Raw genomic sequence first — 23,820 nt, 5'->3', positions numbered from 1 at the left:
TTAATGATCTCATTTAAATGTGGATGATGATCAAGTGTTAATAAACGTTACAGAAATAATACTACGCTAATGTTTAAGAGACTTTAGTTAAGTTTTCTATAAGCTAAGTTCGTTTACATATGATTAAACTTGTATTAAGTTGGGAAAAGTAACATCAAGTAGGTATGGAATACGGGAAGGGAGAAAAAGAGATGAAAATCAAAGAACCAAAACCATTTACCTTTGAGGCAGGAAATCGAGCAGTATTACTACTCCATGGATTTACTGGGCATTCAGCAGATGTTCGCATGCTTGGCAGATTCTTAGAGAAAAAAGGCTATACCTCACATGCGCCGATCTACAGAGGCCACGGAAAACCACCAGAAGAACTGGCTGAAACAAATGCTGACGACTGGTGGGAGGATGTTTTAGCTGCTTATAATCATCTCAAAGAGTTAGGTTACGACGAAATCGCCGTAGCTGGTTTATCATTAGGTGGTGTCCTATCTTTAAAACTAGCGATGAATAAACCTGTGAAAGCCGTTATGCCGATTTGTACGCCGATTTTCTTCGATAACAAAGAAGAATTATCAGCCGGTTTTCGCGTAAAGGCAAAACAATATAAGCAACTCCAACAAAAGGATCGTGAAACGGTTGAACAAGAGCTTGAAGAGCTGATGAATAACTCAGATGATATGTTTAACTCTTTAAGTGAACTGATTCAATCTGTTCAAGCTAATTTAGATACGATTTATGCACCTACTTTCGTTATGCAAGCAGAAGAAGATGAAATGATTAATAAGGAAAGTGCAAACTATATATATGAACATGTTGCATGTGATGAAAAAGATCTTAAATGGTATGAAGGTGCCCCTCATGTGATCACATTAAGTGATTTTAAAGAACAAGTTCATGAGGACGTGTACCGTTACCTTGAATCACTGGATTGGTCTGAGTAAAAGAGGTTAAAGCTGAGGTGAAAGTATGGAAATGGAACAATTGAAACAACAAATACTTGATTACTTCAATGAAGAAGCAACACGACCACAAAGTATCGATGATTTACAAGAAAGATTTACAATGGAAGATAGTGAAGGTTTACAAGATTTAATGAAAGCATTAAACGTTTTAGAAGATGAAGGACAATTAGTTCGAAATCGTAATAATCGTTATGGTCTACCAGAGAAAATGAACTTAATTCGTGGACGAATTCAAATGCATTCGAAGGGATTTGCATTCCTAATTCCAGAAGATGAGGACCAACGAGATATTTATATCCATCAATCAGACTTAAATTCTGCGATGAATGATGATACGGTTTTAGTGCGAATTGAAACAGAATCATATGCTGGAAACCGCCCAGAAGGTGTCGTTGTTCGAATTGTTGAGCGTAGTGATAAACCCATCGTTGGTACTTATCAAGATAATGGCAAGTTTGGCTTTGTGATTGCGGATGATAAACGAATTCCAGGAGACATATTCATTAAAGAAGGTAATGAAAATGGAGCGGTTGACGGACATAAGGTCATCGTCAATATTGTCCAATACCCTGAGGGCGTTAGAAGTGCTGAGGGTGAAGTGACTGAGATTTTAGGACATAAAAACGATCCTGGAATTGATATTCTTGCTATTATTCACAAACACGGTATTAAGTCTGAGTTTGATCAAGAAACCTTGGATCATGCTAATAGTGTTCCTGATCAAATCTCTGAAGAAGATCTTAAAGGACGTAAAGATCTACGTGATAAGCAGATTGTCACAATTGACGGTGCAGATGCCAAAGACCTTGATGATGCCGTACGTGTGGAACAACTGGACAATGGTAACTTCTTATTAGGTGTTTACATTGCTGATGTGACCCATTATGTTAAGGAAGGCTCACCGATTGATAAGGAAGCGATGGAGCGTGGAACAAGCACATATTTAACAGACCGGGTCATTCCGATGATTCCTCATCGCCTATCTAACGGCATTTGTTCATTAAACCCACAGGTCGACCGTTTAACCTTAGGTTGTGAAATGGAGATCGATGGAAGTGGAAAAGTTGTTAGCCATGAGATCATGTCAGCCGTGATTAAGACCGACGAACGAATGACTTATACAGATGTCAATGGAATCCTTGACGGGGATGAGGAATTAAGAAAACGATATGAGCCTCTTGTTCCAATGTTTGAACTGATGGCCACATTAGCGAAAATCCTACGTAATAAGCGAACGAGTCGTGGGGCGATCGACTTTGACTTTAAAGAAGCTGAAGTGGAAGTCGACGAAACGGGGCATCCAACAGATGTTGTTTTACGTGAACGTGGTGAAGCTGAGCGAATTATTGAGGACTTTATGTTGATGGCCAATGAAACAGTGGCTGAACACTTCCATTGGATGGACGTACCATTCATCCACCGAATTCACGAAGACCCTGACACTGGTAAACTTCAGAAGTTCTTTGAGTTCATCGCTAACTTAGGACACCACGTCAAAGGCACATTTGATGATGTCCATCCTAAAGCTCTACAGAAAGTGTTAAAAGAAATTGAAGGAAGTAAAGAAGAATTGGTTGTTTCTAAATTAATGCTACGTTCCATGCAGCAAGCTAAGTATGCGCCTGAAAGTGTCGGTCACTTCGGGCTTGCGACAGAATTCTATACACATTTTACTTCCCCGATTAGACGTTACCCAGACTTAATGGTTCACCGGTTAATACGGACGTACTTACTAGAAGGTGATCTAAGTAATGAAACTCGTCAGAAATGGGAAGAGAAACTACCTGATATTGCCAGACATTCATCTGAGATGGAGCGTCGCTCTGTTGATGCTGAGCGAGAAACAGATGACCTAAAGAAAACCGAATTTATGTCTGATAAGATCGGTGAGGAGTTTGAAGGAATCATCAGTTCCATTACGAACTTCGGCTTATTTGTTGAATTACCTAATACAGTAGAAGGTCTGGTTCACGTCAGTTACCTAACCGATGACTATTATCATTATGACGACCGGCACCAAGCGATGATTGGTGAACGTACAGGTCATATTTTTAAAATCGGTGACGAGCTAAAAGTGCGCGTCGTTAGTACGAATATTGAAGAGCGCGTGATTGACTTTGAAGTCATCGGCATGAAAGAACGTAAGAAGAAAAAACCACGTGGAGATAATGACTAAGGATACAGCATAAGCTGTATCCTTTTTCTTTCGTATTCTTGTGTAAAACGGACACACTTCCTCTAAAGACCGAAGTAACTTCTTAATAGATTGATGTAGGTGTCATTAAATAAGTTCTATCGGCCAAAATGAGGTCAAACGCATTAGGTAGTGTCTGATAGTAGGGGTCTATCGGACAAAACGGAGTCTACCGCAGCAGGAAATGTCCAATAGCAGGGGTCTATCGGCCAAAATGAGGTCAAACGCATTACGTAATGTCCAATAGCCGGGGTCTATCGGCCAAAATGAGGTCAAACGCATTACGTAATGTCCGATAGCCGGGGTCTATCGGCCAAAATGAGGTCAAACGCATTACGTAATGTCCAATAGCCGGGGTCTATCGGACAAAACGAGGTCAAACGCATTACGTAATGTCCGATAGCCGGGGTCTATCGGCCAAAATGAGGTCAAACGCATTACGTAATGTCCAATAGCCGGGGTCTATCGGACAAAACGGAGTCTACCACAGTTAAATATGTCCGAGATAAACACTAAATCTGATAAATTCGCTCGTCCCCAAACGGATTACTACCCAAGCTTCAATATCAATCATAAAAAACAGCCTAAACCAATCACTGATTTAGGCTGTACTTTCAAATTTAGCTTTATTTCCAATACCCGTGTAAAATCCAAGGGTCTTGAAATTCGAAGGCATCTTTGTTTGGAATCTTTTCATATGTCTCATCTGGAACGTCTAAACGGATATAGGTTTCATCTCCGAAAGTTTCCTTAAAGTCGACAAGCGTTTCATCGAGTGTATTCCAAAGTCCAGGCTGGTCAAACAAATCATCCCACAGATAAATAACGTGAGCGTATTGATGCCGCTTTTGGTCGAACTTCACAATAACAAAGCGATCACGACTTTCATTTTCAAACATAAACCAGTCGTTGATATCTTCATCTGAAAATAAAGCCTCACTCGTCGGGAACGGATAATAAGCTTCTAATGGAAAAATAGCATCAGAGTCTTGGATTAATGGATTAATCCACTTACGCTTTTCTTCCAATGTGTTTAATGGCTTCCACGTCTCGCCTTCAGGAGTTGTTAACAGCTCTCGATTAAATAACGTTGCCGCATGAAGAAGTTGCAGTTTAGGGATACGGAGCTTTTCTAATACCCGTAAAGCCGGGAAGTTATGTAATTGTGTGTTTGCACCAATCCACTTAATCTGATCATCTTTTTGTAAATAATCCACAATACTTTCAATTAAGGTTGTTGCATAGCCATTCCCTAAGAAACGTTGGTCACTTCTTAAACGTCCAAGCATCGCATATTGATCTTTAAATACAGAATATCCTGCAACAGAAACAAGCTGACCTTCAGTGAAAAGCCCATATAAAGCGTGTTCATCACTCTCAATTAAACGGTCAAAGATGCGAACCACATAATCATCTTCAATCCCCGTTTGCATGTTCTGTAAATGATCAGCATCATCTAATTGTAAAGGGCGAATTTGGATGGTATCAATCATAGTCGTTCCTCCTCTTATTTCGGTTCCCTAATTACATAGAATGCCACAACTAGGGTTTGACTGTCTATGATTTAGTATTAACATTTTTAGCAGTTGTTAAAGAATTATGAGTGGAACAATGTCTACTTCAAATTAATGATAAGCTGAGTAAGAGTTGGAGCAGTTTGTGAATTATTGTCGATTACCTGACTTAGTTGATGAATCGTAGTGAGTTATTATTGAGTAGCTATTTTTATTATTGAATATGGAGATTAACTGTTAAATAGAAAGAGGTTACTCTAGAATATCGCTTAGTTATTACTGAATCGACTCAATTTATTGTGGAATCACCCTTCCCATGATATCTTACGAGTTTAAAAGCTCTTCGTTTTTTGATAAAATAACGATGCAGTGAGGAGGAAGGAAGATGGCGAAAAAAGAATCGAATGCCATTGCGACAAACCGAAAAGCAAGACATGACTATCATATTGAAGAAACGTTTGAAGCGGGCATGGTCTTAAAAGGAACAGAAATTAAATCCATCCGTGCCGGGCGTGTCAATTTAAAGGATTCCTTTGCCCGAATTCATAAGGGTGAAGTGTATGTTCATAACTTGCATATATCGGAGTATGAGCAGGGGAATCAATTTAACCATGACCCAACGCGAGCAAGAAAGTTATTACTTCACCGTAAAGAAATTAATCAATTAATCGGTCAAACACAGCAAAAGGGTTATTCACTCGTGCCACTAAAGATGTATATCAAAAATGGCGTAGCTAAGCTATTAATTGGATTAGGTAAAGGTAAGAAGAAATATGATAAGCGTGAAGACTTGAAACAAAAAGCAATGAAACGCGAAGTGGAAAGAGCGTTGAAGGATCGTTATTAAGAAAACATTCCCATTTGCATCAAGGCAAAGACGTGTTATAATAATGGTTACCAATTCGTTGGTGATTATATTTCACGGGGACGTTTTGGATTCGACAGGGATAGGTCGAGCTTAAGTAGCGAGCCGAGGTGACGACTCGATAACCGTCATTTCAGTTAAATATAACTGGCAAACAAAACGATTTCGCTGTAGCTGCGTAGTCAGTCTACAGGATCCTTCCTACCATCGCCCATGTGGTAGATCGAAGGGTCTCAAACTAAGTGGGCTACGATGAAGGCCACCGTCTGAGGTCTTCAGAAGAGACTAACCAGACTAGCCATTTGGAAGCCTGTCGGTAGGCTGAAGAATTGGCGAATGATAATATACCGACTACGCTCGTAGAAGCTTAAGTGGCGATATCTCTGGACGCGGGTTCGAGTCCCGCCGTCTCCATAAGGCTTTGTGGAGAATTAAATATGAATGTGTATGTGACAGGAACCATAAAATTTCCGTTTGGAAACTTTATGGTTCCTTTTTTAGGATGTTTTATCTTAAGGTGAGCATAATTTTCCACAGAAAGCATGGTGATTTTACCCATATTGAATCAACTTAAAAATCTTAAGCCTTCAAGTTTGGTTAGGTCAACCAAGACTAATATACTAAAGGTGAAGGAACAAAGTTTATTAGTTCATTACTTAGAAAGGATGAATTCAATGAAGGTTCTCGTTATTGGTGCAAATGGCCAAATTGGTAAACATCTAGTTTCATTTATTCGGGATCATGAAAGTATAGAGGCAAAGGCAATGATTCGCAAACAGGAGCAGGCTTCCTTTTTTGAAGGCTTAGGAACAGAGACGGTATTAGTTGATCTTGAGCAAGACAATATTGATGCGATTGCCAAAGCAGCAGAAGACGTGGATGCGATCGTATTTACAGCTGGATCTGGGCCACATACCGGAAAGGATAAGACGATTATGGTAGACCTAGATGGTGCCGTTAAAACGATAGAAGCTGCTAAACAAGCAGGTGTCAAACGCTATATTATGATTAGTTCGTTTGATACGACGCGTCAAGCGATCCAAGATGCTCCTGAGTCCTTTGCTCCTTATGTTGCTGCTAAGCACTATGCGGATGAATGGTTAAAGAATACCGATTTAGACTATACGATCATCCACCCTGGGTTATTAACTAATGATGAAGGAAAAGAGCAAGTGACGGCTGCTTCTAAAGTCGATAGGGGTGAAATACCAAGAGAAGATGTTGCGCGTGTCATTTTAGCTACGTTAGAGAATAACAAAACCATAGGAAAAGAATTTCAAATTGTGGCCGGAACAACTCCAGTTAAAGAAGCTGTAGAATCCGTCTAGATAAAATAGGTAGATATCAAAAGACAATTCGCCAAATAAGGCGAGTTGTCTTTTTTTGAGGAAGTTGTGTAACAGAGCGATTGTTAAGAGGGTAAGTCAGAAACTGCCGTGCCTCTTTTTAAACAAATTATGAAACTTTCGTGACCTTTGTCCATCTTGTTGTGCTGATGTGGTAAAATTAATTTGCTTAAACTTAGCTAAAGTAGGAGTTGACTACACATGAAAAAAGGATTATTCGTCCTCATCGGTTTACTAGTGGTCGTCATGCTAGCAGCCTGTAATGACAATGCTGGGGAAGATGAAACAATACTAGATGAATTGGAAGGACAAGATATTAAGGAAACTGTGCATAATTACAGTGACGGTAGTTTTGATGATGTGTCTGCATCGATTACATCACACGAATTGATTGTCACTGATCAAAATGATAAAGAGACAGCATATGAATTGCCAGAAGAGGAATTCTTTGTTTCAATTGCTCCGTATGTCGATACAACACACCCTTGTGAAATTCACAGCTTAACTGGCTGCCAAGGCGAACTAGTGGAAGAAGAATTCGATCTTTTTATTGAAGATGAAGATGGAAATGTTGTCATGGATGAAAAGGTGAATTCCTTAGAAAATGGTTTTATTGATTTATGGTTACCACGCGATCAAACGTACCAGGTTACGATTGAACATGATGGAAAAGTGACTGAATCTGAAATTTCCACATTTGAGGGAGATAACACCTGCGTAACGACCATGCAGTTAACTTAATAATGACGATTTGATCAAGGACGGTTCTGCCGTCCTTTTTTTGTATTTACTTTTACGTTAACTCTGCATAATTTAACTTTTCTCAGGGCATCACCATAGTAGGGGTTCCTTACTGAAAAAAATAAAGGGTGAGAAAATGAATAGAGGAATTGTAACTGCACTTTCTGCAATTGGTATTGCTCAAGGGTTGAAGATTTTCACACATAAAAGAGTCTCGGGTGACTGGGATCTTAAGCAGGCAGCAACAACAGGAGGAATGCCTAGCTCCCACTCAGCAGGTGTTTCCGCTTTGACATCATATCTTGCTGCCAGAAAGGGAATTAGCCATACAGAGACGGCCCTAGCAGCTATATTCGGCGTCATTGTTATGTATGATGCACAGGGAATTCGTCGTCATACGGGTGAAATCGCTCAATTAGTGAATGATTTAGAGGACCATTTTGAAGAGCTTTCAGGAGATTTCCCGAGCTTTGAATTTGTTGCAAGAGACAAGGAATTAGAAGAGCTTTTGGGGCATCAGCCAGTTGAAGTGGTTGGTGGTGCTCTTTTAGGGTGTTTGTTAGGAGTTTTGTCTGCTAAGTTAGAAAAGTAGTGAAAAGCGTCTGGGTGAGAAGAATTCAACCAGACGCTTTATTGGTCACATAAGACGTGTAATGAAAGCTGTCGCTATTCCAAAGTAAATGAGTAATGAAAAGATATCATTAATCGTGGTAATGAGAGGACCTGATGCAACGGCGGGATCAATATTAAATTTATATAATATTAAAGGAATAATGGTACCTGCTAAAGTCCCAATAATTAGGGTGATCAAAAGAGAACTTCCGACCACTAAGCCGAGTGTCATACTGTCTCGCCAAATATAAGCTATAATGGATATCAAGATCCCACAAGTCACCCCGATAATGATTCCTACCCAAAGCTCACGAACAATTAATCTGACTACTTGTTTAAAATCAAGGTCTTCAGACACTAGACCTCTGACAACGACCGCTAATGATTGAGTTCCGGTATTACCTGTCATCCCAGCGATCATAGGCATAAAAAAGGCTAATGCCACTACTGTTTCAAGCGTGTCTTCAAAACCACTGATGATTCCACCTGAAATCAGACCAATAAATAATAACAAAATCAACCATGGAAGTCTCCGATAAGCGGCAGTTATTGGTTTCGTGTTAAAATCAATCGCCTTACCGGAAGCATGCAGTTTTTCAATGTCTTCATTAGCTTCTTGAATCACAACATCCAAGACATCATCAACCGTGATCACACCGACCAGTTTATGATCATCCTCAACAATTGGTAAGGAAACGAAGTCATATCGTGTAATTAATTTAGCAACTTCTTCTTGGTCTGTATGAACATCAGCTTTTACCACACGGCTATACATAATGTCTTCAATTTGATCGTGTAAATCGGCTAAAAGCAAGTCTTTGTATGATACAACACCAACTAATTTCTTTTGTTCATCAATTACATATAGATAGTTTAAGTATTCGGCTAACTCAGCAAAATGCTTCAGTTTATCAACTGCTTCGCGAATCGTATAGTGTTTTGGAATCCAAACATAGCGATTGTTCATGATTCGCCCTGCTGTTTCAGGTGGATAATTCATGAGATTCTTAACAATTGCTGATTCTTCTTTATTCATTTCTGAAAGGAGCTCTTCCATTTGTTCAGAATCTAAGTCTGATAAGAGAGAAGCCAATTCATCATTTTCCATCAAATCAAGGACTTGAGTTGATTTCTCAATGCCTAATTTCTGTAGGGCATTTACTTGTTCATCATTATCAAGCTCCTGAATCAGCTCTGTAAGCTGTTCGATCGATAGATAGATGAGGAACTTGTTTCGGTGTTTAGCAGGAAGATGATGATATTGCTGAGCCATATCATAAGGTTGTAACTGGTCGATTATTTCTTGGAATGCCGTTTTTTTTCCTTCTTTTAACGATTTTATAATTGCTAATGTGATTTCATTTTCAGTCATGTCTAAAGCCATAAGATCTCCTCACTACTAGTAAATTAAAGTATATTATGTATATAAGTATGGTAACTGAACTATTTATGTTTTCCCTTTCATGATTCCCATAAACCTATTGAATCATGTCCTTTTGAATAAAATGACCTTTATTGACAGATATCAGTATTTTGTATAAAGTTACAATACCAATTTTTGTTTTAGCAAATGATAATGAACTGGGGTGAGTTACTTTGCACTTTTTTCTTAAGTTAGGTCTAAGTCTGATTAGGATGAGAAACTTGACCTTAATTCTTTATACCGTCATTTTTGTGGTGTTTTGTACAATTGTCGCTTATTTATTAGAATCAGATAATCTTGAGAGCCTATGGAATTCATTTTATTTTGTGATGACGACATTTTCAACGGTAGGGTATGGTGATTATTCACCGGTCACATTTGCAGGTAAGCTTTTTGCTGTATTCATGTATTTAGTTGGAATTGGTTTGCTAGGTGTAGTGATCGGTAAAATTGTCGATGCATTCTCGATTTTTAAGAGAAAAAGGGAGGAAGGAAAAGTGAACTATATGAAGAAGAGCCATATCATTATCGTCGGTTGGAATAAGAAAACAGAAGCAGCCATTCAAGAAATATTAAGTACCAATCCTACCATCGAGGTAGTGCTTATTGATACCCTTAACAAGTCACCTATTGATATGACGCAAGAAAGGGTTCATTATGTTCAGGGCGATGTAACGGCTGAAGAGACCTTTGAAAAGGCTAATATCTCTGAGGCAAAATCGGTCATCATATTCTCAGATGAAAGCATTCAGGATCCTTCTTTAAGGGATGCTAAAACGCTGACAATTGCAATTGTTGTAGAACGATTAGCACCTAGCGTACATACGACTGTTGAAGTATTAACGGAAGAACACACCTCAAACTTTTCTCATGTCAAAGTAGACGAGTTTATTCTTTCTCAGGAGACTGTATCGAGAATTGCTGTCCGTGCAGCGATGTATGAGGGGGTCAGTAAAGTATATTCGCAATTAATTAGTCGGCAATATGGCGAAGATCTTTACAAGATTTCTAAAAAAGATCAGTGGATTACCTATCAGGATGCCTTTAACGACTTACTAGACAATGGGGCAACGCTGATAGCTGACGGAGCCAAACTGGATATCAATAGACGGTTAAATGAAAAGATTCCAAGTGATGCAGAATTGTATGTCATTTGTAACGAAGAGACCTATCAAAAAATCAGCTGATATGAAAGATGTAACTAAATAAAATAAATAGGGGTAGCCATTCGCGTGAATGGCTACCCCTATTTATTACGAGCTTAATGAATATCGAATTGATACTTTTCAGCTGGTCTCATGTTTTTAATAAATGCCACGAGTAAATCTTTAGTTGCTTTAAAGTCATTAAGATCAATCGCTTCAATCGAGGAATGGGCATACCTAGATGGAATGGATAACACCCCGGCAGGAATCCCTTGTTTGGCTAAGCTTAGTTCACCAGCATCTGTTCCGATTCCTGGAAATACTTCTAGCTGATACGGAATCTCTTGTTGAGTAGCAAGCTGGATTAAATGCTTACGAATTTTTTGATTAGCAATTAAGCTTGCATCTAGTACTTTAATTCCCGTTCCTGCTCCTAATGATAACGTTTGATCCATCATTTCTTCAGTTGTATCACTTACGGCAGTTGTATCAAGAGCAATGGCTACATCAGCATGTTGTTGATGGCTTGCAACTCTTGCACCTCGTAAGCCAACTTCCTCTTGAACTGTGAAGACACCAACGAATTCACCTTTAAACTCACTACGATCTAGCTCTTCAAACGCTTTGATGAGAATGGCACAACCCGCACGATCATCAAATGCCTTACCAACAATCCGATTTTCAGTTAGTTGTTCAAAGTAAGGATACCAAGTTACTGAATCACCGATATTTATACCGAGTTCAATTACTTCTTGTTTGGATGAAGCACCCACGTCAATGTACAGCTGTTGATGGGCGCGTACTTTATTCGGATCATCAAACTTTTTCATATGAGCTGAAATGGTGCCAATTACCCCAGAACGTAAACCTTGATCTGTTTTAATTTGCACACGTTGTGACAGTAAGATGCGATCATCGTGTCCACCTAACTTTTCAAAGCGAATTAAACCATTATCTTCAATCTTTTTAACGATAAAGCCGACTTCGTCCATATGAGTGGCGACGACAACAGTAGGCCCTTCTTGATGTCCTTTTTTACGTGCAATTAAATTACCAGCACCGTCTACTTCAACTGAATCAACTGAGTCTTTTAATTGATGAGCTATGTATTTGGCAACATCCTCTTCAAACCCACAAGGGCCATGAATGTTCGCTAAGTCTTGCAATAATTTTTCCATGTTTGAATTCCCCCAATTTTGTGTTTAAATATCATGATACTACAAAAGTTATTTCGTGTCCCGTAATTAATGAAAATGTGGCCCTTTTTATAATGCAAATCACCAAAAAAAACGAAACACCTATCATGATGTTCAATGATCACGATGGGTGTTTCGTTCAATTAAAGGACTTTTTAGGAAGTCCCACTAAATTTCTAATAGTTGCCACCGAAAAAACTTCTAAACGATTGTACTGTGGCTTTCCGGTTAATAGCTGCTATTGAGGTGGTTAGGGGAATTCCTTTTGGGCATGACTGGACACAATTTTGGGAGTTACCACACCATTCTAGTCCACCTTCTCCCATAAATGATGCTAATCGCTCTTCGCTATTCATTTCACCAGTAGGGTGCATGTTTTTCAATTGTACTTGTGAAAAGGCAAAAGGCCCCATGAAATCAGAACGATCATTAACATTTGGACAAGCCTCTAAACAAACACCACAAGTCATACATTTTGAAAGCTCATATGCCCATTGTCGTTTATTCTCAGCCATACGTGGTCCAGGTCCTATGTCGTAAGTTCCGTCAATAGGAATCCATGCTTTAACACGCTTCAATGCATCAAACATTCGCTCACGTTCGATATATAAATCCCTAACGACCGGGAATGTTTCCATTGGTTCAATTCGAATGGGCTGTGATAACTTGTCTACTAAAGTCGCACAAGCTTGTTGGGCCTTCCCATTAATCACCATAGAACAAGCCCCACAAACTTCCTCTAAGCAATTCATATCCCATTGAACGGGGGATGTCGGCTCACCGTCTTTATTAACCGGATTTTGGCGAATCTCCATTAGGACAGAAATAATATTCATACTTGGTCGGTAGGGGATTAAAAACTCTTCTTTATATGACTCTGAATCAGGGTCGTCCTTTCGTTGAATAATGACATGTATGTGTTCTTTTTTTTCTTCCATAATCATTCTCCTACTCTTTGATTTCTTGATGTCTTAATCTATAGTGTTTACCTTGGCCTACTAAAAATATAAATATGTAGCATTTGTCTTTTTTTGTTAGTATGTTTCTTAGTGAATTAGTTATACATGAATGACAGAATTATGGTAATAACTAGATATTCAAGGAATCGACAAATTTATACAGGTGACATTCAGACAAGGCTATGATACATTCTTTTAGAGGGATCGTTTAGATGGGGAGGTACATCATGTTATTAGACTACAAAATGTACAAACATGATTCGAGTAAGGAATGGGTTGTATTCCTGCATGGAGTAGGGGGTAATTATTCTCTATTTCATAAACAAATTAAAAAGTTTAGAAAGCACTTTAATTTGTTATTTATTAATTTTCCTGGACACGGAGAAAGTGAATCCTTAAAGGGAAAGTATACGTTTACCAAAATTGCCGATAAGGTCAAGGAGATACTTGATCATCTTAATATAAGTAAAGCTCACCTCGTTGGCATCTCTTTAGGTACAATTGTCATGAATGAGCTTAGTCGCTTAGCACCTGAGAGAATCTCTTCGATGACATTGGGTGGAGCTGTGATTAAATGGCAGTTCTGGACTGACCTTTTGTTTAAGTTAGCCTATATGGTTCGCTACGTGGTTCCATATATGTTTTTATATACACTATTTGCCCTAATTTTGATGCCAAAAAGGAATCATCAACACTCACGGAATTTATTCGTTAACGAAGCGAAAAAAATCGGGCAAAAAGAATTTATTAATTGGGCGGGTCTTTTGATTCACTCGGATAATGTCTACGACCAGCTACTAGCAGATAAGAATAAAAAGAAAATCCCTAAACTTTATCTAATTGGCTCTGAGGATCACGTGTTTATGAAAGGGGTTCAATATGCTGTGAAAACAGACCCCTTCGCAGAGATGAATGTTATTGATAATTGTGGTCATGTATGTAATGTCGATCAGGCTGACGAATTTAATAACCTGACGATTCAATTTATCCATCAGCAGCTAAAGACTGATTCTCAAGATGGGCAAATAGCTTTGTAAGTGATTTATTTCATCCTTAGACTAATGATGATCAGTAAGATTCCCATAACAAGTAAGACAGCTTTAAGTAGGGACATTTTCCCAGCAAGGCCATATAAACCGATGAAAGTTGTCAGTAGTAACACCCCTGGTCCAACAAAGGCAAGTAAGCTGTTAATAACAAAGGCCTTGTATAAATCATTGAATTTAAACATTAAAAATGCAGCCGAAATTTCAATCGTACCAGATATGATACGAATAACGATAATTGATAACAATAATTTATCTAAGCTCATGGTAAACTCTCCCTAAAAAATCATTCACTTAAACTATATGGGAATCACCCCTGAGCTAGTCCAAAAAATTTTATAAAATTAAAGAGAAGCTGCCTCCAAAGTCATGAGTTTGACTTTAGAGGCAGCTTTTTTGAATACTATGTCTGATCGGGATTAATCCATTGCCACGCCACGATTAGGAGTAAACCACCAATTACTCCAGCCAAGATATAGGCAATATTTATATCTATCGGCATCATTAGAGAAATAATCGGTGGGCCAGCAGCAACCCCGATAAATCTTGAGGAGCTATAAAATGACGTAATGGTCCCGCGAGTTTCTTGGCTAATATTTTCAGTAATCATCGCATCTAAAGTTGGTAAGAGTGCGCCAATCGCAAGCCCATTGACACTGGAAGCTACCAATAGAAGACCTAATGCATCACTAGTGTAACCAACTGTAACCACACTAATGGTAAGTACGCCAAGCGCTCCTAAAATAATAATTTTCATTAACTTTAGATCATCCTTGATTTTCTTACCTGTGAAATATGATGCAAAGCAAAGTACGATTAATGGGAACGCGAGAAGAACGCCTTTTGGTATTCCATCAATCTCGTATTGTTTTTCAAGAATATCGGAAAGATAAAATAAAATTCCAAACAAAATCAACATCGAATAGGCGCCAATCATAAAAATGGTGTAAAGCCATTTGCCCTCTACTTTGAAAATTTCTTTTGTTTCCTTTAGGAATTCTTTAAATTTAGGAGGTTGATCGTTCTTTTTTGGTACCTTAATAAAAATCATCACGGCAATTAGAGAAATTAAACTAAATGCAGCAATTGAAAAGAAAGGTAAATACCATAAGATCACAGCAAAAACAGCACCAATGATCGGGCTCAACACTTTACCAAATGTGTTTGACGTCTCGACAATTCCTAAACACGTACTTGCTCTTTGTGCATCATCTTTATATAAATCACCAACTAACGGTAAAATAATTGGAAGGGCACCGGAAGCACCAATGCCTTGCAAAATTCGACCGATGATAATCCAACCATATGGATTTTCGGTAAGAATGGAAGCAATCCCAGCTACCAACCCACCTGCAAGTGTAAACAATAAACCGGGTATAATTATCATTTTTCTACCATAACGGTCGGATAAATACCCGGCTATTGGTATAAGTAGTATGGCCGAAACTGAGTAACTGGTGATGATCATACTGGATTGAAAAGGCGAAATACCTACTTCTTCTTCAAATACCGGTAATACAGGGATGAGCATTGAGTTGCCCAATGTCATAATTAATGGGATTGAAGCTATTGTAATAATGCACCAAACGCTAACCTCTTTTGTTGTAATACTTACCTTTGCCATATCTACACCTCTGAGTAAATCACTCATTGTCTTCCTCTCAGTTAATGTTTACAAGTAAGTTTTATTCTATAAGAGGGATAAAAAGGTAAAATCAGCGACAATACATGATTTTTTATAGATGAGGAAATATGATTTTGTAAAGATGAGGAGTTTTGATTAGTCGTTGAACGGTAAAGTGAAAAACGTACTAGCAAAATAATTGATGGATCCCGTGTTTTATTAATGAATGCGTAATTTTAATGATGAATAGGGGGGTTAATTAATGAATGAGTGATTTTAATGATGAATAGGGTGGACTAATTAATGAATAAGGGATTTTATTATGGAATTCGTTTTTTTTATTCATGAATCACTTCACGTAATTGATGAATCGGCATTATTTAGTATTGAACAAGAGCAATTATTGTGGAATTGCCAAAATTAATTGCTGAATGATCTATGTTAATGTGGAATCAGCTACCTTGTTCCGACCATCAGCCTCGTTCATCCGGCCGTCATAGCCCTTTGTCCGACGCTCAGCCCGTTCATCCGGCCGTCATAGCCCTTTGTCCGACGCTCAGCCCCCTTCATCCGGCCGTCATAGCCCTTTGTCCGACGCTCAGCCCGTTCATCCGGCCGTCATAGCCCTTTGTCCGACCGTCAGCCCGTTCATCCGGCCGTCATAGCCCTTTGTCTGACGCTCAGCCCGTTCATCCGGCCGTCATAGCCTTTTGTCCGACGCTCAGCCCCGTTCATCCGGCCGTCATAGCCCTTTGTCCGACGCTCAGCCCCCTCATCAGCCCGTCGTAGCCCTTTGTCCGACGCTCAGCCCCCTCATCCGACTGTGGCGAAGCTTAATCCGACGCTCAGCCCCCTCGTTCAACCGTCGTTGAGTTCAATTCGACTGTCATCATGCCAGCTTTGACTAATTTCACAATTACTGCTCACCATAGGTCATTTCCAAAACAGCCCAACAAATCCATGTAAAATCATCGGCATTTTCCTAGATAAATGTTATACTGAGATTCGGTATATATTTAGAGTGGAGGATGTTACATGTTACAAGTGACTAACGTAGGATTACGGTTTTCTGATCGTAAGCTATTTGAAGATGTTTCTATAAAATTTACTAAAGGTAATTGTTACGGTTTAATTGGTGCTAATGGTGCTGGTAAATCGACGTTTTTAAAGATTTTATCAGGAGAAATTGAACCACAAGAAGGTCAGGTTTCAATTGGTAAAGGTGAGCGCTTAGCGATCTTAAAACAGGATCACTACGCCTATGAAGAAGAACAAGTATTGCAGGTAGTGATGATGGGGCATGAGCGTTTATTTGAGGTCATGCAAGAAAAGGATGCCATTTATGCAAAAGGAGAATTCACTGAAGAAGACGGCATGCGTGCAGCCGAATTAGAAGGTGAATTCGCTGAAATGAATGGTTGGGAAGCTGAAGGTGATGCCGCTACTTTACTTACTGGATTAGGTGTCGATGAATCCCTTCATTATAAAAACATGAAGGACTTACCTGAAGCTGAGAAGGTTAAAGTCCTTCTTGCACAGGCACTTTTCGGTAATCCCGATATTTTACTATTAGACGAGCCGACAAACGGTTTAGATATTCAGGCAATCCGTTGGTTAGAAGAGTTTTTAATTAATTTTGAGAATACCGTGATCGTTGTTTCACACGACCGTAACTTCTTAAACAATGTTTGTACTCATATTGCTGATTTAGACTTTGAGAAGATTACGTTATACGTCGGTAACTATGACTTCTGGTATGAATCCAGTCAGTTAGCTCAGAAGATGGCCCATGAGCAAAATAAGAAAAAAGAAGAGAAAATCAACGAACTAAAAGAATTTATCGCCAGGTTCAGTGCGAACGCTTCTAAGTCACGACAAGCGACTTCTCGTAAAAAACTTTTAGATAAAATCACGCTCGATGACATCAAACCTTCTTCAAGAAAGTACCCATATATCGCTTTCTCACCAGAACGTGAAATTGGTAATGACCTTTTAGAAGTAGAAGGTTTATCTAAGACAATCGATGGTAAGAAAGTATTAGATAACGTGACGTTTCGTTTGAACAAGGACGACAAAGTTGCTTTAATGGGTGATGATGTCGCTAAAACAACATTAATGCAAATTTTAATGGGTGAAATCGAACCTGATGAGGGTTCATTTAAATGGGGAATTACAACGTCGCAATCGTATTTCCCTAAAGACAACTCAGAATTCTTTGAAGGAAATGACAAAAATCTAATTGAGTGGTTAAGGAAATATTCACCTGAGGACGAGAGTGAAAAGTTCCTTCGAGGCTTCTTAGGGCGCATGTTATTTTCAGGTGACGAAGTGTTCAAAAAGCCTAATGTCTTATCTGGTGGAGAGAAGGTTCGTTGTATGTTGTCACGTATGATGTTAAGTCATGCTAACGTGTTATTGTTAGACGACCCGACGAATCACTTAGATTTAGAATCGATTCAATCATTGAATGAAGGATTGATTAACTTTAAAGGCTCAGTGATCTTCACATCACACGACCACCAGTTTGTTCAGACAATCGCTAATCGAATTATTGAAATCAAACAAGACGGAGGAGTCATTGATAAAGAAATGACTTACGAAGAATACCTTGAAGATGTTAAGAAAATCCAAACGCCAGCTATGTAAATAGCCTAAATACCCCTGTTGATCTTACTAAATAAGATTAGCAGGGGATTATTTTATTACTATAAGTATTCTCAAGTTCAACAGCCATCAAAACTAAAAGAAATATCCGAACATGAACCCTCTACTACAAATACAACCCAATCAGTCTCTATTAAATAGTTAAAAATAGTGCTAAATTCTACTACCGTTCGACTAGGTTTTTCCGTTATGATAGTAGATATAGGAGCGTGTTCGAAGTGAAAAAGCATCTAAAAAATTTAGATTACCCGTTATTTATAATCATTGTTTTATTATCCGCTATTGGTTTAGTGATGGTATATAGTGCTAGCTTTGTATTTGCCGGGATGGACCCTAATATTGATAATCCGTCCTTTTACTTTAATCGCCAACGAATGTGGTTAATTGTAGGGGCATTCGTGTTTCTGTTTTTTAGTCTATTTTCATACCGACGTATTGGCCAGTTCATTCCCATAATTATCGTCGTGACTCTTATTTTGTTAGTGGCTGTGTTAATTCCGGGAGTTGGGGTTGAAAGGAACTATGCAACGCGCTGGCTAGGCTTTGGGCCACTATTATTCCAACCTTCAGAGCTTGCGAAGGTTGCGATGCTTTTATACTTTGCGAAAGTATATACGAATAAGCAAGATAAATTACATAACTTTAACAAGGGTGTCTTACCACCATTAATTCTCCTTGGAATAATCTTTGGGTTAATCGTATTACAACCTGACCTTGGAACTGGTGCATCAATTATTATTGCATGTGGAATGATTCTTTTATTTGCAGGGATTAGAATCACTCATTTGTTAGTATTAGGTATTGCAGCTTTAGCTGGTGTCGCTCTATTGATTCTTGGAGCTGATTACCGTATGGGGAGATTGACTTCGTTTATGGACCCGTTTGCCGATCCAACAGGCGATGGCTTTCAATTAATTCATTCATTAATTGCTATCGCTAGTGGGGATCTAACAGGAGTGGGTCTAGCTAATAGTGTACAAAAATCGGGTTTTCTACCAGAAGCACATACCGATTTTATCATGGCTGTTATTGCTGAAGAACTAGGATTTCTTGGTGTGTTATTAGTTATTGGCTTGTATTTTGTGTTTATGTTTAAAGGAATTCTGATTGCCAAGCGTGCGCCTGACCAGTTTGGAAGATTACTAGCTTATGGAATAACTTTTCAAATTGTCACGCAGGCGATGATTAACTTTGGTGCTGTATCCGGATTAATGCCTATTACCGGTATCACCTTGCCATTAGTTAGTTATGGTGGTTCGTCGATGCTAATCACCTTCTTCCTGCTAGGTATTTTAATGAATATCGCCATCAAAGGAAATATAGCACGTAGAACTTCACATAAAGAAGAAGATCAATCCAGCTATCAACTAAGAAATAGTCACACCGTCAGCTAAACTAACATTTTGTTAGACATTGTCGATATAAATGATATAATGTGACTAACCTTTTATACTCTGAAAATTCGTGCTTCTTTTAACTTTGAGGGGAGAATTTTATGAAGTTGTCTAGCTTGGATTCTAACATGGTAACCAAAATGAAAAATTACCCTAATAAGTTTATGGTGATCTATTTATTAGTGGGAATAATGTGGATCACAGCGTCAGACTACTTGTTAAGTGTAGCGATAAATGACCCTCAAGTGATGTCCTTTTTTCAATCGATTAAAGGTTGGCTCTATGTCATATTAACTGGAGTTTTATTCTATCTATTACTATCCCGTGAAAATACGATAATAGTTAACTACTATAATGATGCGAAGCGAAAAGAGAAAATGCTATATGAAACAAAAAACCAACTACAAGCTATGTTGGAGTTATCGCCACTAGGGGTGATTGTTTGTGATGCAAATGGCATGGTCACCATCTTTAACGAGCAGGCAGAAGAGATACTAGGCTTGTCAAAAGAGGATTTTGTTTCGAAAACCTTAAGTGGAGTGCCAGCTAGAATCTTTAGAAAGGCTAGATCCTCAAGTCACACATCTAATTTTCATGATGAAAATGCTTTTCAGCAATCAATCGAAATTGTCGATGGTAAGGGTGAAAACCGTTCGTTACAATTGGCATACTCTGATATATATAATGAGGATGGTATACGGATTGCCGTGCAAGTCATGTTTAACGATATAACAAATGAGAACGTATTTAGACGTAAGGTGAATTATTTGGAGAGCTTTGATGCGACAACTGGATTATATAACTTCGATACTTTCTTTGATGAAAGTAAAGCATTAGTTAAAGGAAATCATGAAGCTCAACACGCCTTAATTATTTTGGATGTCGACCGTTTACATATGATCAATCATAAGTATGGTAATGATTTTGGTGACGAGCTGATTCGTTTAATTGCCTTAAAATTAAAGAATCAAATAAGCGATAGAGGTGTAGTAGCTCGTCTTCGTGGTGATGAATTTGGTATTTTTCTACCTAATGTAAGTGACCAATATGACGTTAATTCAGTTGTTCAATCCTTAATGAATGAACTGCAGAAATCTAACCAGACCTTGGACGTGTCTATTAATATTACTGCTTCTGCTGGGGCTTCATTATACCCACTAGATAGTGAGTCATTTGAGGAATTATATCAGAAGGCTAGTGTTGCTTTGAAAAATGCTAAAGAGGAACGGAATCGTTTCTGTTTCTTTGATGAATCATTAAATTATAATTTAGATTCATATTTTTATGAGCATGAGTTACATCGTGCGATTCTTAATGAAGAAATCATTCTCCATTATCAGCCACAATATGATATGAAAACGAAAAAGATGGTAGGGATTGAGGCGTTAGCTCGTTGGGAGCACCCTGAGCAAGGGCAAATCTCACCAGCTACATTCATTCCTGTTGCAGAGGAAACGGGACTTATTGTTCCAATGACAGATCATATCATTAGACAAGTATGTCAGGATTATAATACGTTGATTCATGCAGGTATTAACATACCACGAGTGGCGGTCAATATTTCTACTAAACAATTTTCAAAAGTTGGATTTGTTAATGAACTATTAACAACATTAGAAAACTACCAAATGCCCCCTGAAGCATTTGAAATAGAAATAACTGAAACGGTAACGATGGATATCGAACGAAACCTTGAAAAGTTAAATGTCCTAAGAGATGCTGGAATTAAAGTGAGTATTGATGATTTTGGGACAGGCTACAGCTCCTTGATGTATATTCGTGAATTACCGATCGATTATATTAAAATTGATCGTTCATTTATCCATGCTCTTGGGGATGATGGTGAAAAAATGGTCCAGTTTATGATTGATCTTGCAAAACTGTGTGAGGTTGGTGTAATAAGTGAGGGTGTTGAAAACAGCTGGCAACAGGACTTCTTATTAAGGTCCGGCTGTCGGATTGCCCAAGGTTATTACTATGACAAACCCATGGCACTACAGGACTTATTGCTAGTTAAAGCATCGAGTATTTAAAAAATGGACGGTGTCCTAGTGACAACTAGGGCATCGTCCATAAATTTCAAATTTGTGATTTTCAATAGTATATCCTGGAAAGTCCTGTTGGATCAGGTTCATTGGACAGGCATTAATCGTTTTCGTTTTACCACATGATTTACAAATGAAGTGGTGATGGTGTTCATCGTGGCCACAAGCCAAGCGAAAATGTTTCTCCCCGTTTAGCTCAGTTGATTCTAATATATCTAATTCATGAAAGAGGTGCAAATTACGGTAAATCGTATCAAAGCTTACCCCATTATACTTCTTACCCATATACTCTAGTAGATCATTAGCTGTACGATAACCATCTTCGTCCGTGAAGAATTCCAGAATTTCTTCTCTTTTTTTAGTATATTTGTACCCCTCATCTTTAAGCACAGTAAGAGCTTCATTAATATTCATCGATTATCACCCTTTGTAAATATAAGCCAGGTACCACTTTTTCACCAACAGAGTTAAACCTAGTAAAATAGCAGAGGTGATGACAATGGTACCACCAGGCGGTATTTCTAAATAATAACCTGACACTAATCCGACAATAACTGCGACTTCTCCATAAATAATACTATAGATAATCGTTTGTTTAAAGCTTTTTGCCACTCGAATAGCTGTTGCAACCGGTAATGTCATTAAAGCAGAAACTAGTAAAACTCCAACTATTCTAATTGAAGCGGAAATAACTAATGCTGTCATAATAATAAATAGATAGTGTATGACTTTGGCGCGCATACCCGAAACGGTTGCAAATTCCTCATCAAACGATAGTGCAAATAATTCTTTGTAAAGGAAAATAATTAATAACAAGACGAGTCCTGTTGTCACGAGAATTAAATATAGGTCAGAGCGACTCACAGCTGCAACAGAACCGAACAAATATGCAAATATATCTGTATTAATCCCATCTGCAAGTGCGATAAACACAACGCTCAAACCGACCCCTAGTGATAAGGTGATCGGAATAGCGATTTCCTGAAACGCTTTATATACACTTCTTAAGTTTTCGATCACGATGGCTCCAATGATTGAAAAGATGATGCCTGTATGAAAAGGTGTCAAAAACAGTAGTGTGTATTTCTTTTGCATAAATAAACCGAAAGCAATTCCAGCTAAGGTGACGTGAGATAGACCATCAGCAATCAATGATAGACGTCTTACTACGATAAATGTCCCAAGTAAAGGGGCAATAAATCCGACTAATAATCCAGTATAAAATGTATTTCTCAATAGTTCAAAGCTTAATAAAGCATCTAACAACATTTGCCCCTCCTTTCTTAGTGATTATGGGTGATCGTATGCATATCATGACCGTACAACTTCGAGCGCTGTTCATCAGTCATATTTTCAAAATCACTAGGGTTACCATGATAATGGATCGATTTATTTAAACAAAGTAAATCAGTCACATGGGTGGTGATCGAACCGATATCGTGTGATACTAAGATTAAGGTAATGCCTAGTTCATCATTTAGTTTAGATAGTAATTGGTAGAATTGTTCTACATTCTCAGTATCAACACCAACAGTTGGCTCATCTAAGATTAACAGTCTTGGTTTGTTTACAATTGATCTAGCAATAAAAATTCGTTGTTGTTGTCCACCAGATAAATCCCCAATATTAGTGTTGGCATACTCACTCATATTTACTTGATCAAGTGCTTCATAGATATGATGCTCCAATTTTTTCGTCGTTGGACGAAGGAGACTTAACTTTGAAGTTAATCCCATACCTACAACTTCCTTAGCCGTTGCTGGAAAGCCACGATTAAATGAGTTAGCTTTTTGAGAAACAAAGCTTATATGTCCTTTGTTGGTGAATTTATGAATAGGTTTTCCGAAAGTTTCAATTGATCCTTTTTGTAGTTTTTCTAGACCTAACATAAGTTTAATAATCGTCGTTTTACCTGAACCGTTAGGGCCAACCAGACCAACAAAAGCTCCTTCTTCAACCGAGAAAGAGATATTTTCTAAAACCGTATGTCGATCATAACGGTGTGTCACATCATTAACGTTGATTAAAGTGTTGGACATCATCCAACCCCCTTCCTAATGAAAAGAAAGGCGAAACGAGTGAATACTCGCTTC

20 protein-coding genes and 1 other RNA gene are annotated in these 23,820 nt (G+C 38.4%); 12 read left to right on the top strand and 9 right to left on the bottom strand.

The window, feature by feature from the left end:
* Nucleotides 1-191: 191 nt before the first annotated feature.
* Nucleotides 192-938: an alpha/beta hydrolase gene (locus tag HWQ49_RS05685; RefSeq protein WP_188206640.1), complete on the top strand. Its 747-nt coding sequence runs from the start codon at nucleotides 192-194 to the stop codon at nucleotides 936-938.
* 25 nt (nucleotides 939-963) lie between these two features.
* Nucleotides 964-3,135, top strand: a complete 2,172-nt coding sequence (gene rnr / locus HWQ49_RS05680; protein ID WP_188206639.1) for a ribonuclease R — start codon at nucleotides 964-966, stop codon at nucleotides 3,133-3,135.
* 644 nt (nucleotides 3,136-3,779) lie between these two features.
* Here rnr and HWQ49_RS05675 read toward each other — a convergent pair.
* Entirely contained in the window at nucleotides 3,780-4,646 is an 867-nt protein-coding gene (locus tag HWQ49_RS05675; protein ID WP_188206638.1) for a GNAT family N-acetyltransferase, read from the bottom strand.
* Between the two features lie 406 nt (nucleotides 4,647-5,052).
* On the opposite strand from HWQ49_RS05675, the gene smpB reads away from it, so the two are divergent.
* From smpB to HWQ49_RS05650, 5 genes are all read left to right on the top strand, one after another.
* A complete protein-coding gene (smpB, locus tag HWQ49_RS05670) occupies nucleotides 5,053-5,514 on the top strand; it encodes an SsrA-binding protein SmpB (RefSeq protein WP_188206637.1) in 462 nt (153 codons plus the stop codon).
* Between the two features lie 76 nt (nucleotides 5,515-5,590).
* Nucleotides 5,591-5,949, top strand: a transfer-messenger RNA (tmRNA) gene (ssrA, locus tag HWQ49_RS05665).
* Nucleotides 5,950-6,206: 257 nt separating this feature from the next.
* On the top strand, nucleotides 6,207-6,860 hold the full coding sequence (locus tag HWQ49_RS05660) for an SDR family oxidoreductase (RefSeq protein ID WP_188206636.1): 654 nt from the start codon (nucleotides 6,207-6,209) through the stop codon (nucleotides 6,858-6,860).
* A gap of 219 nt (nucleotides 6,861-7,079) precedes the next feature.
* Nucleotides 7,080-7,619, top strand: coding sequence for a CueP family metal-binding protein (locus HWQ49_RS05655; RefSeq protein WP_188206635.1), 540 nt, complete (start codon nucleotides 7,080-7,082; stop codon nucleotides 7,617-7,619).
* A 136-nt stretch (nucleotides 7,620-7,755) separates the two neighbouring features.
* A complete protein-coding gene (locus HWQ49_RS05650; protein ID WP_188206634.1) occupies nucleotides 7,756-8,211 on the top strand; it encodes a divergent PAP2 family protein in 456 nt (151 codons plus the stop codon).
* Nucleotides 8,212-8,256: 45 nt separating this feature from the next.
* Here the strand turns inward: HWQ49_RS05650 and mgtE are convergent, their stop codons facing one another.
* On the bottom strand, nucleotides 8,257-9,615 hold the full coding sequence (gene mgtE / locus HWQ49_RS05645) for a magnesium transporter (protein ID WP_188206633.1): 1,359 nt from the start codon (nucleotides 9,613-9,615) through the stop codon (nucleotides 8,257-8,259).
* A 251-nt stretch (nucleotides 9,616-9,866) separates the two neighbouring features.
* Here mgtE and HWQ49_RS05640 point away from each other — a divergent pair, with 251 nt between their 5' ends.
* Entirely contained in the window at nucleotides 9,867-10,841 is a 975-nt protein-coding gene (locus HWQ49_RS05640) for a potassium channel family protein (protein ID WP_223155053.1), read from the top strand.
* Between the two features lie 74 nt (nucleotides 10,842-10,915).
* On the opposite strand, the gene HWQ49_RS05635 is transcribed toward HWQ49_RS05640, so the two are convergent.
* Both HWQ49_RS05635 and sdhB read right to left on the bottom strand, forming a co-directional pair.
* Nucleotides 10,916-11,977 carry a M42 family metallopeptidase gene (locus HWQ49_RS05635; RefSeq protein WP_188206631.1) on the bottom strand — a complete coding sequence of 354 codons (1,062 nt, stop codon included), beginning with the start codon at nucleotides 11,975-11,977 and terminating at the stop codon, nucleotides 10,916-10,918.
* A 194-nt stretch (nucleotides 11,978-12,171) separates the two neighbouring features.
* Nucleotides 12,172-12,933: a succinate dehydrogenase iron-sulfur subunit gene (sdhB, locus tag HWQ49_RS05630; RefSeq protein WP_188206630.1), complete on the bottom strand. Its 762-nt coding sequence runs from the start codon at nucleotides 12,931-12,933 to the stop codon at nucleotides 12,172-12,174.
* A gap of 248 nt (nucleotides 12,934-13,181) precedes the next feature.
* On the opposite strand from sdhB, the gene HWQ49_RS05625 reads away from it, so the two are divergent.
* On the top strand, nucleotides 13,182-13,991 hold the full coding sequence (locus tag HWQ49_RS05625; RefSeq protein ID WP_188206629.1) for an alpha/beta fold hydrolase: 810 nt from the start codon (nucleotides 13,182-13,184) through the stop codon (nucleotides 13,989-13,991).
* 5 nt (nucleotides 13,992-13,996) lie between these two features.
* On the opposite strand, the gene HWQ49_RS05620 is transcribed toward HWQ49_RS05625, so the two are convergent.
* Both HWQ49_RS05620 and HWQ49_RS05615 read right to left on the bottom strand, forming a co-directional pair.
* A complete protein-coding gene (locus HWQ49_RS05620; RefSeq protein WP_188206628.1) occupies nucleotides 13,997-14,266 on the bottom strand; it encodes a YqhV family protein in 270 nt (89 codons plus the stop codon).
* Between the two features lie 137 nt (nucleotides 14,267-14,403).
* Nucleotides 14,404-15,624, bottom strand: coding sequence for an MFS transporter (locus tag HWQ49_RS05615; protein ID WP_188206930.1), 1,221 nt, complete (start codon nucleotides 15,622-15,624; stop codon nucleotides 14,404-14,406).
* Between the two features lie 1,035 nt (nucleotides 15,625-16,659).
* On the opposite strand from HWQ49_RS05615, the gene HWQ49_RS05610 reads away from it, so the two are divergent.
* The 3 genes from HWQ49_RS05610 to HWQ49_RS05600 all read left to right on the top strand — a co-directional run bounded on the left by HWQ49_RS05610 (nucleotide 16,660) and on the right by HWQ49_RS05600 (nucleotide 21,715).
* Nucleotides 16,660-18,270 (top strand): ABC-F family ATP-binding cassette domain-containing protein, encoded by a 1,611-nt coding sequence (locus HWQ49_RS05610; protein ID WP_188206627.1) that lies wholly within the window; start codon nucleotides 16,660-16,662, stop codon nucleotides 18,268-18,270.
* 236 nt (nucleotides 18,271-18,506) lie between these two features.
* On the top strand, nucleotides 18,507-19,682 hold the full coding sequence (gene ftsW / locus HWQ49_RS05605) for a putative lipid II flippase FtsW (RefSeq protein WP_188206626.1): 1,176 nt from the start codon (nucleotides 18,507-18,509) through the stop codon (nucleotides 19,680-19,682).
* Between the two features lie 101 nt (nucleotides 19,683-19,783).
* Nucleotides 19,784-21,715, top strand: a complete 1,932-nt coding sequence (locus HWQ49_RS05600) for a GGDEF domain-containing phosphodiesterase (protein WP_188206625.1) — start codon at nucleotides 19,784-19,786, stop codon at nucleotides 21,713-21,715.
* 15 nt (nucleotides 21,716-21,730) lie between these two features.
* Here the strand turns inward: HWQ49_RS05600 and HWQ49_RS05595 are convergent, their stop codons facing one another.
* The 3 genes from HWQ49_RS05595 to HWQ49_RS05585 are packed head-to-tail and all read right to left on the bottom strand — an operon-like array spanning nucleotide 21,731 to nucleotide 23,766.
* Nucleotides 21,731-22,141, bottom strand: coding sequence for a Fur family transcriptional regulator (locus tag HWQ49_RS05595; RefSeq protein ID WP_188206624.1), 411 nt, complete (start codon nucleotides 22,139-22,141; stop codon nucleotides 21,731-21,733).
* Nucleotides 22,142-22,147: 6 nt separating this feature from the next.
* The gene (locus tag HWQ49_RS05590; protein WP_188206623.1) at nucleotides 22,148-22,993 is read right to left on the bottom strand and encodes a metal ABC transporter permease; all 846 of its coding nucleotides are present in this window, start codon (nucleotides 22,991-22,993) and stop codon (nucleotides 22,148-22,150) included.
* A 17-nt stretch (nucleotides 22,994-23,010) separates the two neighbouring features.
* Nucleotides 23,011-23,766, bottom strand: coding sequence for a metal ABC transporter ATP-binding protein (locus HWQ49_RS05585; protein ID WP_188206622.1), 756 nt, complete (start codon nucleotides 23,764-23,766; stop codon nucleotides 23,011-23,013).
* Nucleotides 23,767-23,820: the final 54 nt, after the last annotated feature.

Source organism: Alkalibacillus aidingensis, from assembly GCF_014595945.1.
GTDB classification, from domain to species: Bacteria; Bacillota; Bacilli; order Bacillales; family Alkalibacillaceae; genus Alkalibacillus; species Alkalibacillus aidingensis.
Note: the sequence above shows the minus strand (reverse complement) of the source record. Positions and strands in the feature narration are given on the sequence as shown.

Bases quoted from the DNA above. Each gene is read 5' to 3' on its own strand.
- HWQ49_RS05685 (WP_188206640.1), top strand. From the start codon at position 192: ATGAAAATCAAAGAACCAAAACCATTTACCTTTGAGGCAGGAAATCGA.
- rnr (WP_188206639.1), top strand. From the start codon at position 964: ATGGAAATGGAACAATTGAAACAACAAATACTTGATTACTTCAATGAA.
- HWQ49_RS05675 (WP_188206638.1), bottom strand. From the start codon at position 4,646: ATGATTGATACCATCCAAATTCGCCCTTTACAATTAGATGATGCTGAT.
- smpB (WP_188206637.1), top strand. From the start codon at position 5,053: ATGGCGAAAAAAGAATCGAATGCCATTGCGACAAACCGAAAAGCAAGA.
- HWQ49_RS05660 (WP_188206636.1), top strand. From the start codon at position 6,207: ATGAAGGTTCTCGTTATTGGTGCAAATGGCCAAATTGGTAAACATCTA.
- HWQ49_RS05655 (WP_188206635.1), top strand. From the start codon at position 7,080: ATGAAAAAAGGATTATTCGTCCTCATCGGTTTACTAGTGGTCGTCATG.
- HWQ49_RS05650 (WP_188206634.1), top strand. From the start codon at position 7,756: ATGAATAGAGGAATTGTAACTGCACTTTCTGCAATTGGTATTGCTCAA.
- mgtE (WP_188206633.1), bottom strand. From the start codon at position 9,615: ATGGCTTTAGACATGACTGAAAATGAAATCACATTAGCAATTATAAAA.
- HWQ49_RS05640 (WP_223155053.1), top strand. From the start codon at position 9,867: ATGAGAAACTTGACCTTAATTCTTTATACCGTCATTTTTGTGGTGTTT.
- HWQ49_RS05635 (WP_188206631.1), bottom strand. From the start codon at position 11,977: ATGGAAAAATTATTGCAAGACTTAGCGAACATTCATGGCCCTTGTGGG.
- sdhB (WP_188206630.1), bottom strand. From the start codon at position 12,933: ATGGAAGAAAAAAAAGAACACATACATGTCATTATTCAACGAAAGGAC.
- HWQ49_RS05625 (WP_188206629.1), top strand. From the start codon at position 13,182: ATGTTATTAGACTACAAAATGTACAAACATGATTCGAGTAAGGAATGG.
- HWQ49_RS05620 (WP_188206628.1), bottom strand. From the start codon at position 14,266: ATGAGCTTAGATAAATTATTGTTATCAATTATCGTTATTCGTATCATA.
- HWQ49_RS05615 (WP_188206930.1), bottom strand. From the start codon at position 15,624: ATGGCAAAGGTAAGTATTACAACAAAAGAGGTTAGCGTTTGGTGCATT.
- HWQ49_RS05610 (WP_188206627.1), top strand. From the start codon at position 16,660: ATGTTACAAGTGACTAACGTAGGATTACGGTTTTCTGATCGTAAGCTA.
- HWQ49_RS05600 (WP_188206625.1), top strand. From the start codon at position 19,784: ATGAAGTTGTCTAGCTTGGATTCTAACATGGTAACCAAAATGAAAAAT.
- HWQ49_RS05595 (WP_188206624.1), bottom strand. From the start codon at position 22,141: ATGAATATTAATGAAGCTCTTACTGTGCTTAAAGATGAGGGGTACAAA.
- HWQ49_RS05585 (WP_188206622.1), bottom strand. From the start codon at position 23,766: ATGTCCAACACTTTAATCAACGTTAATGATGTGACACACCGTTATGAT.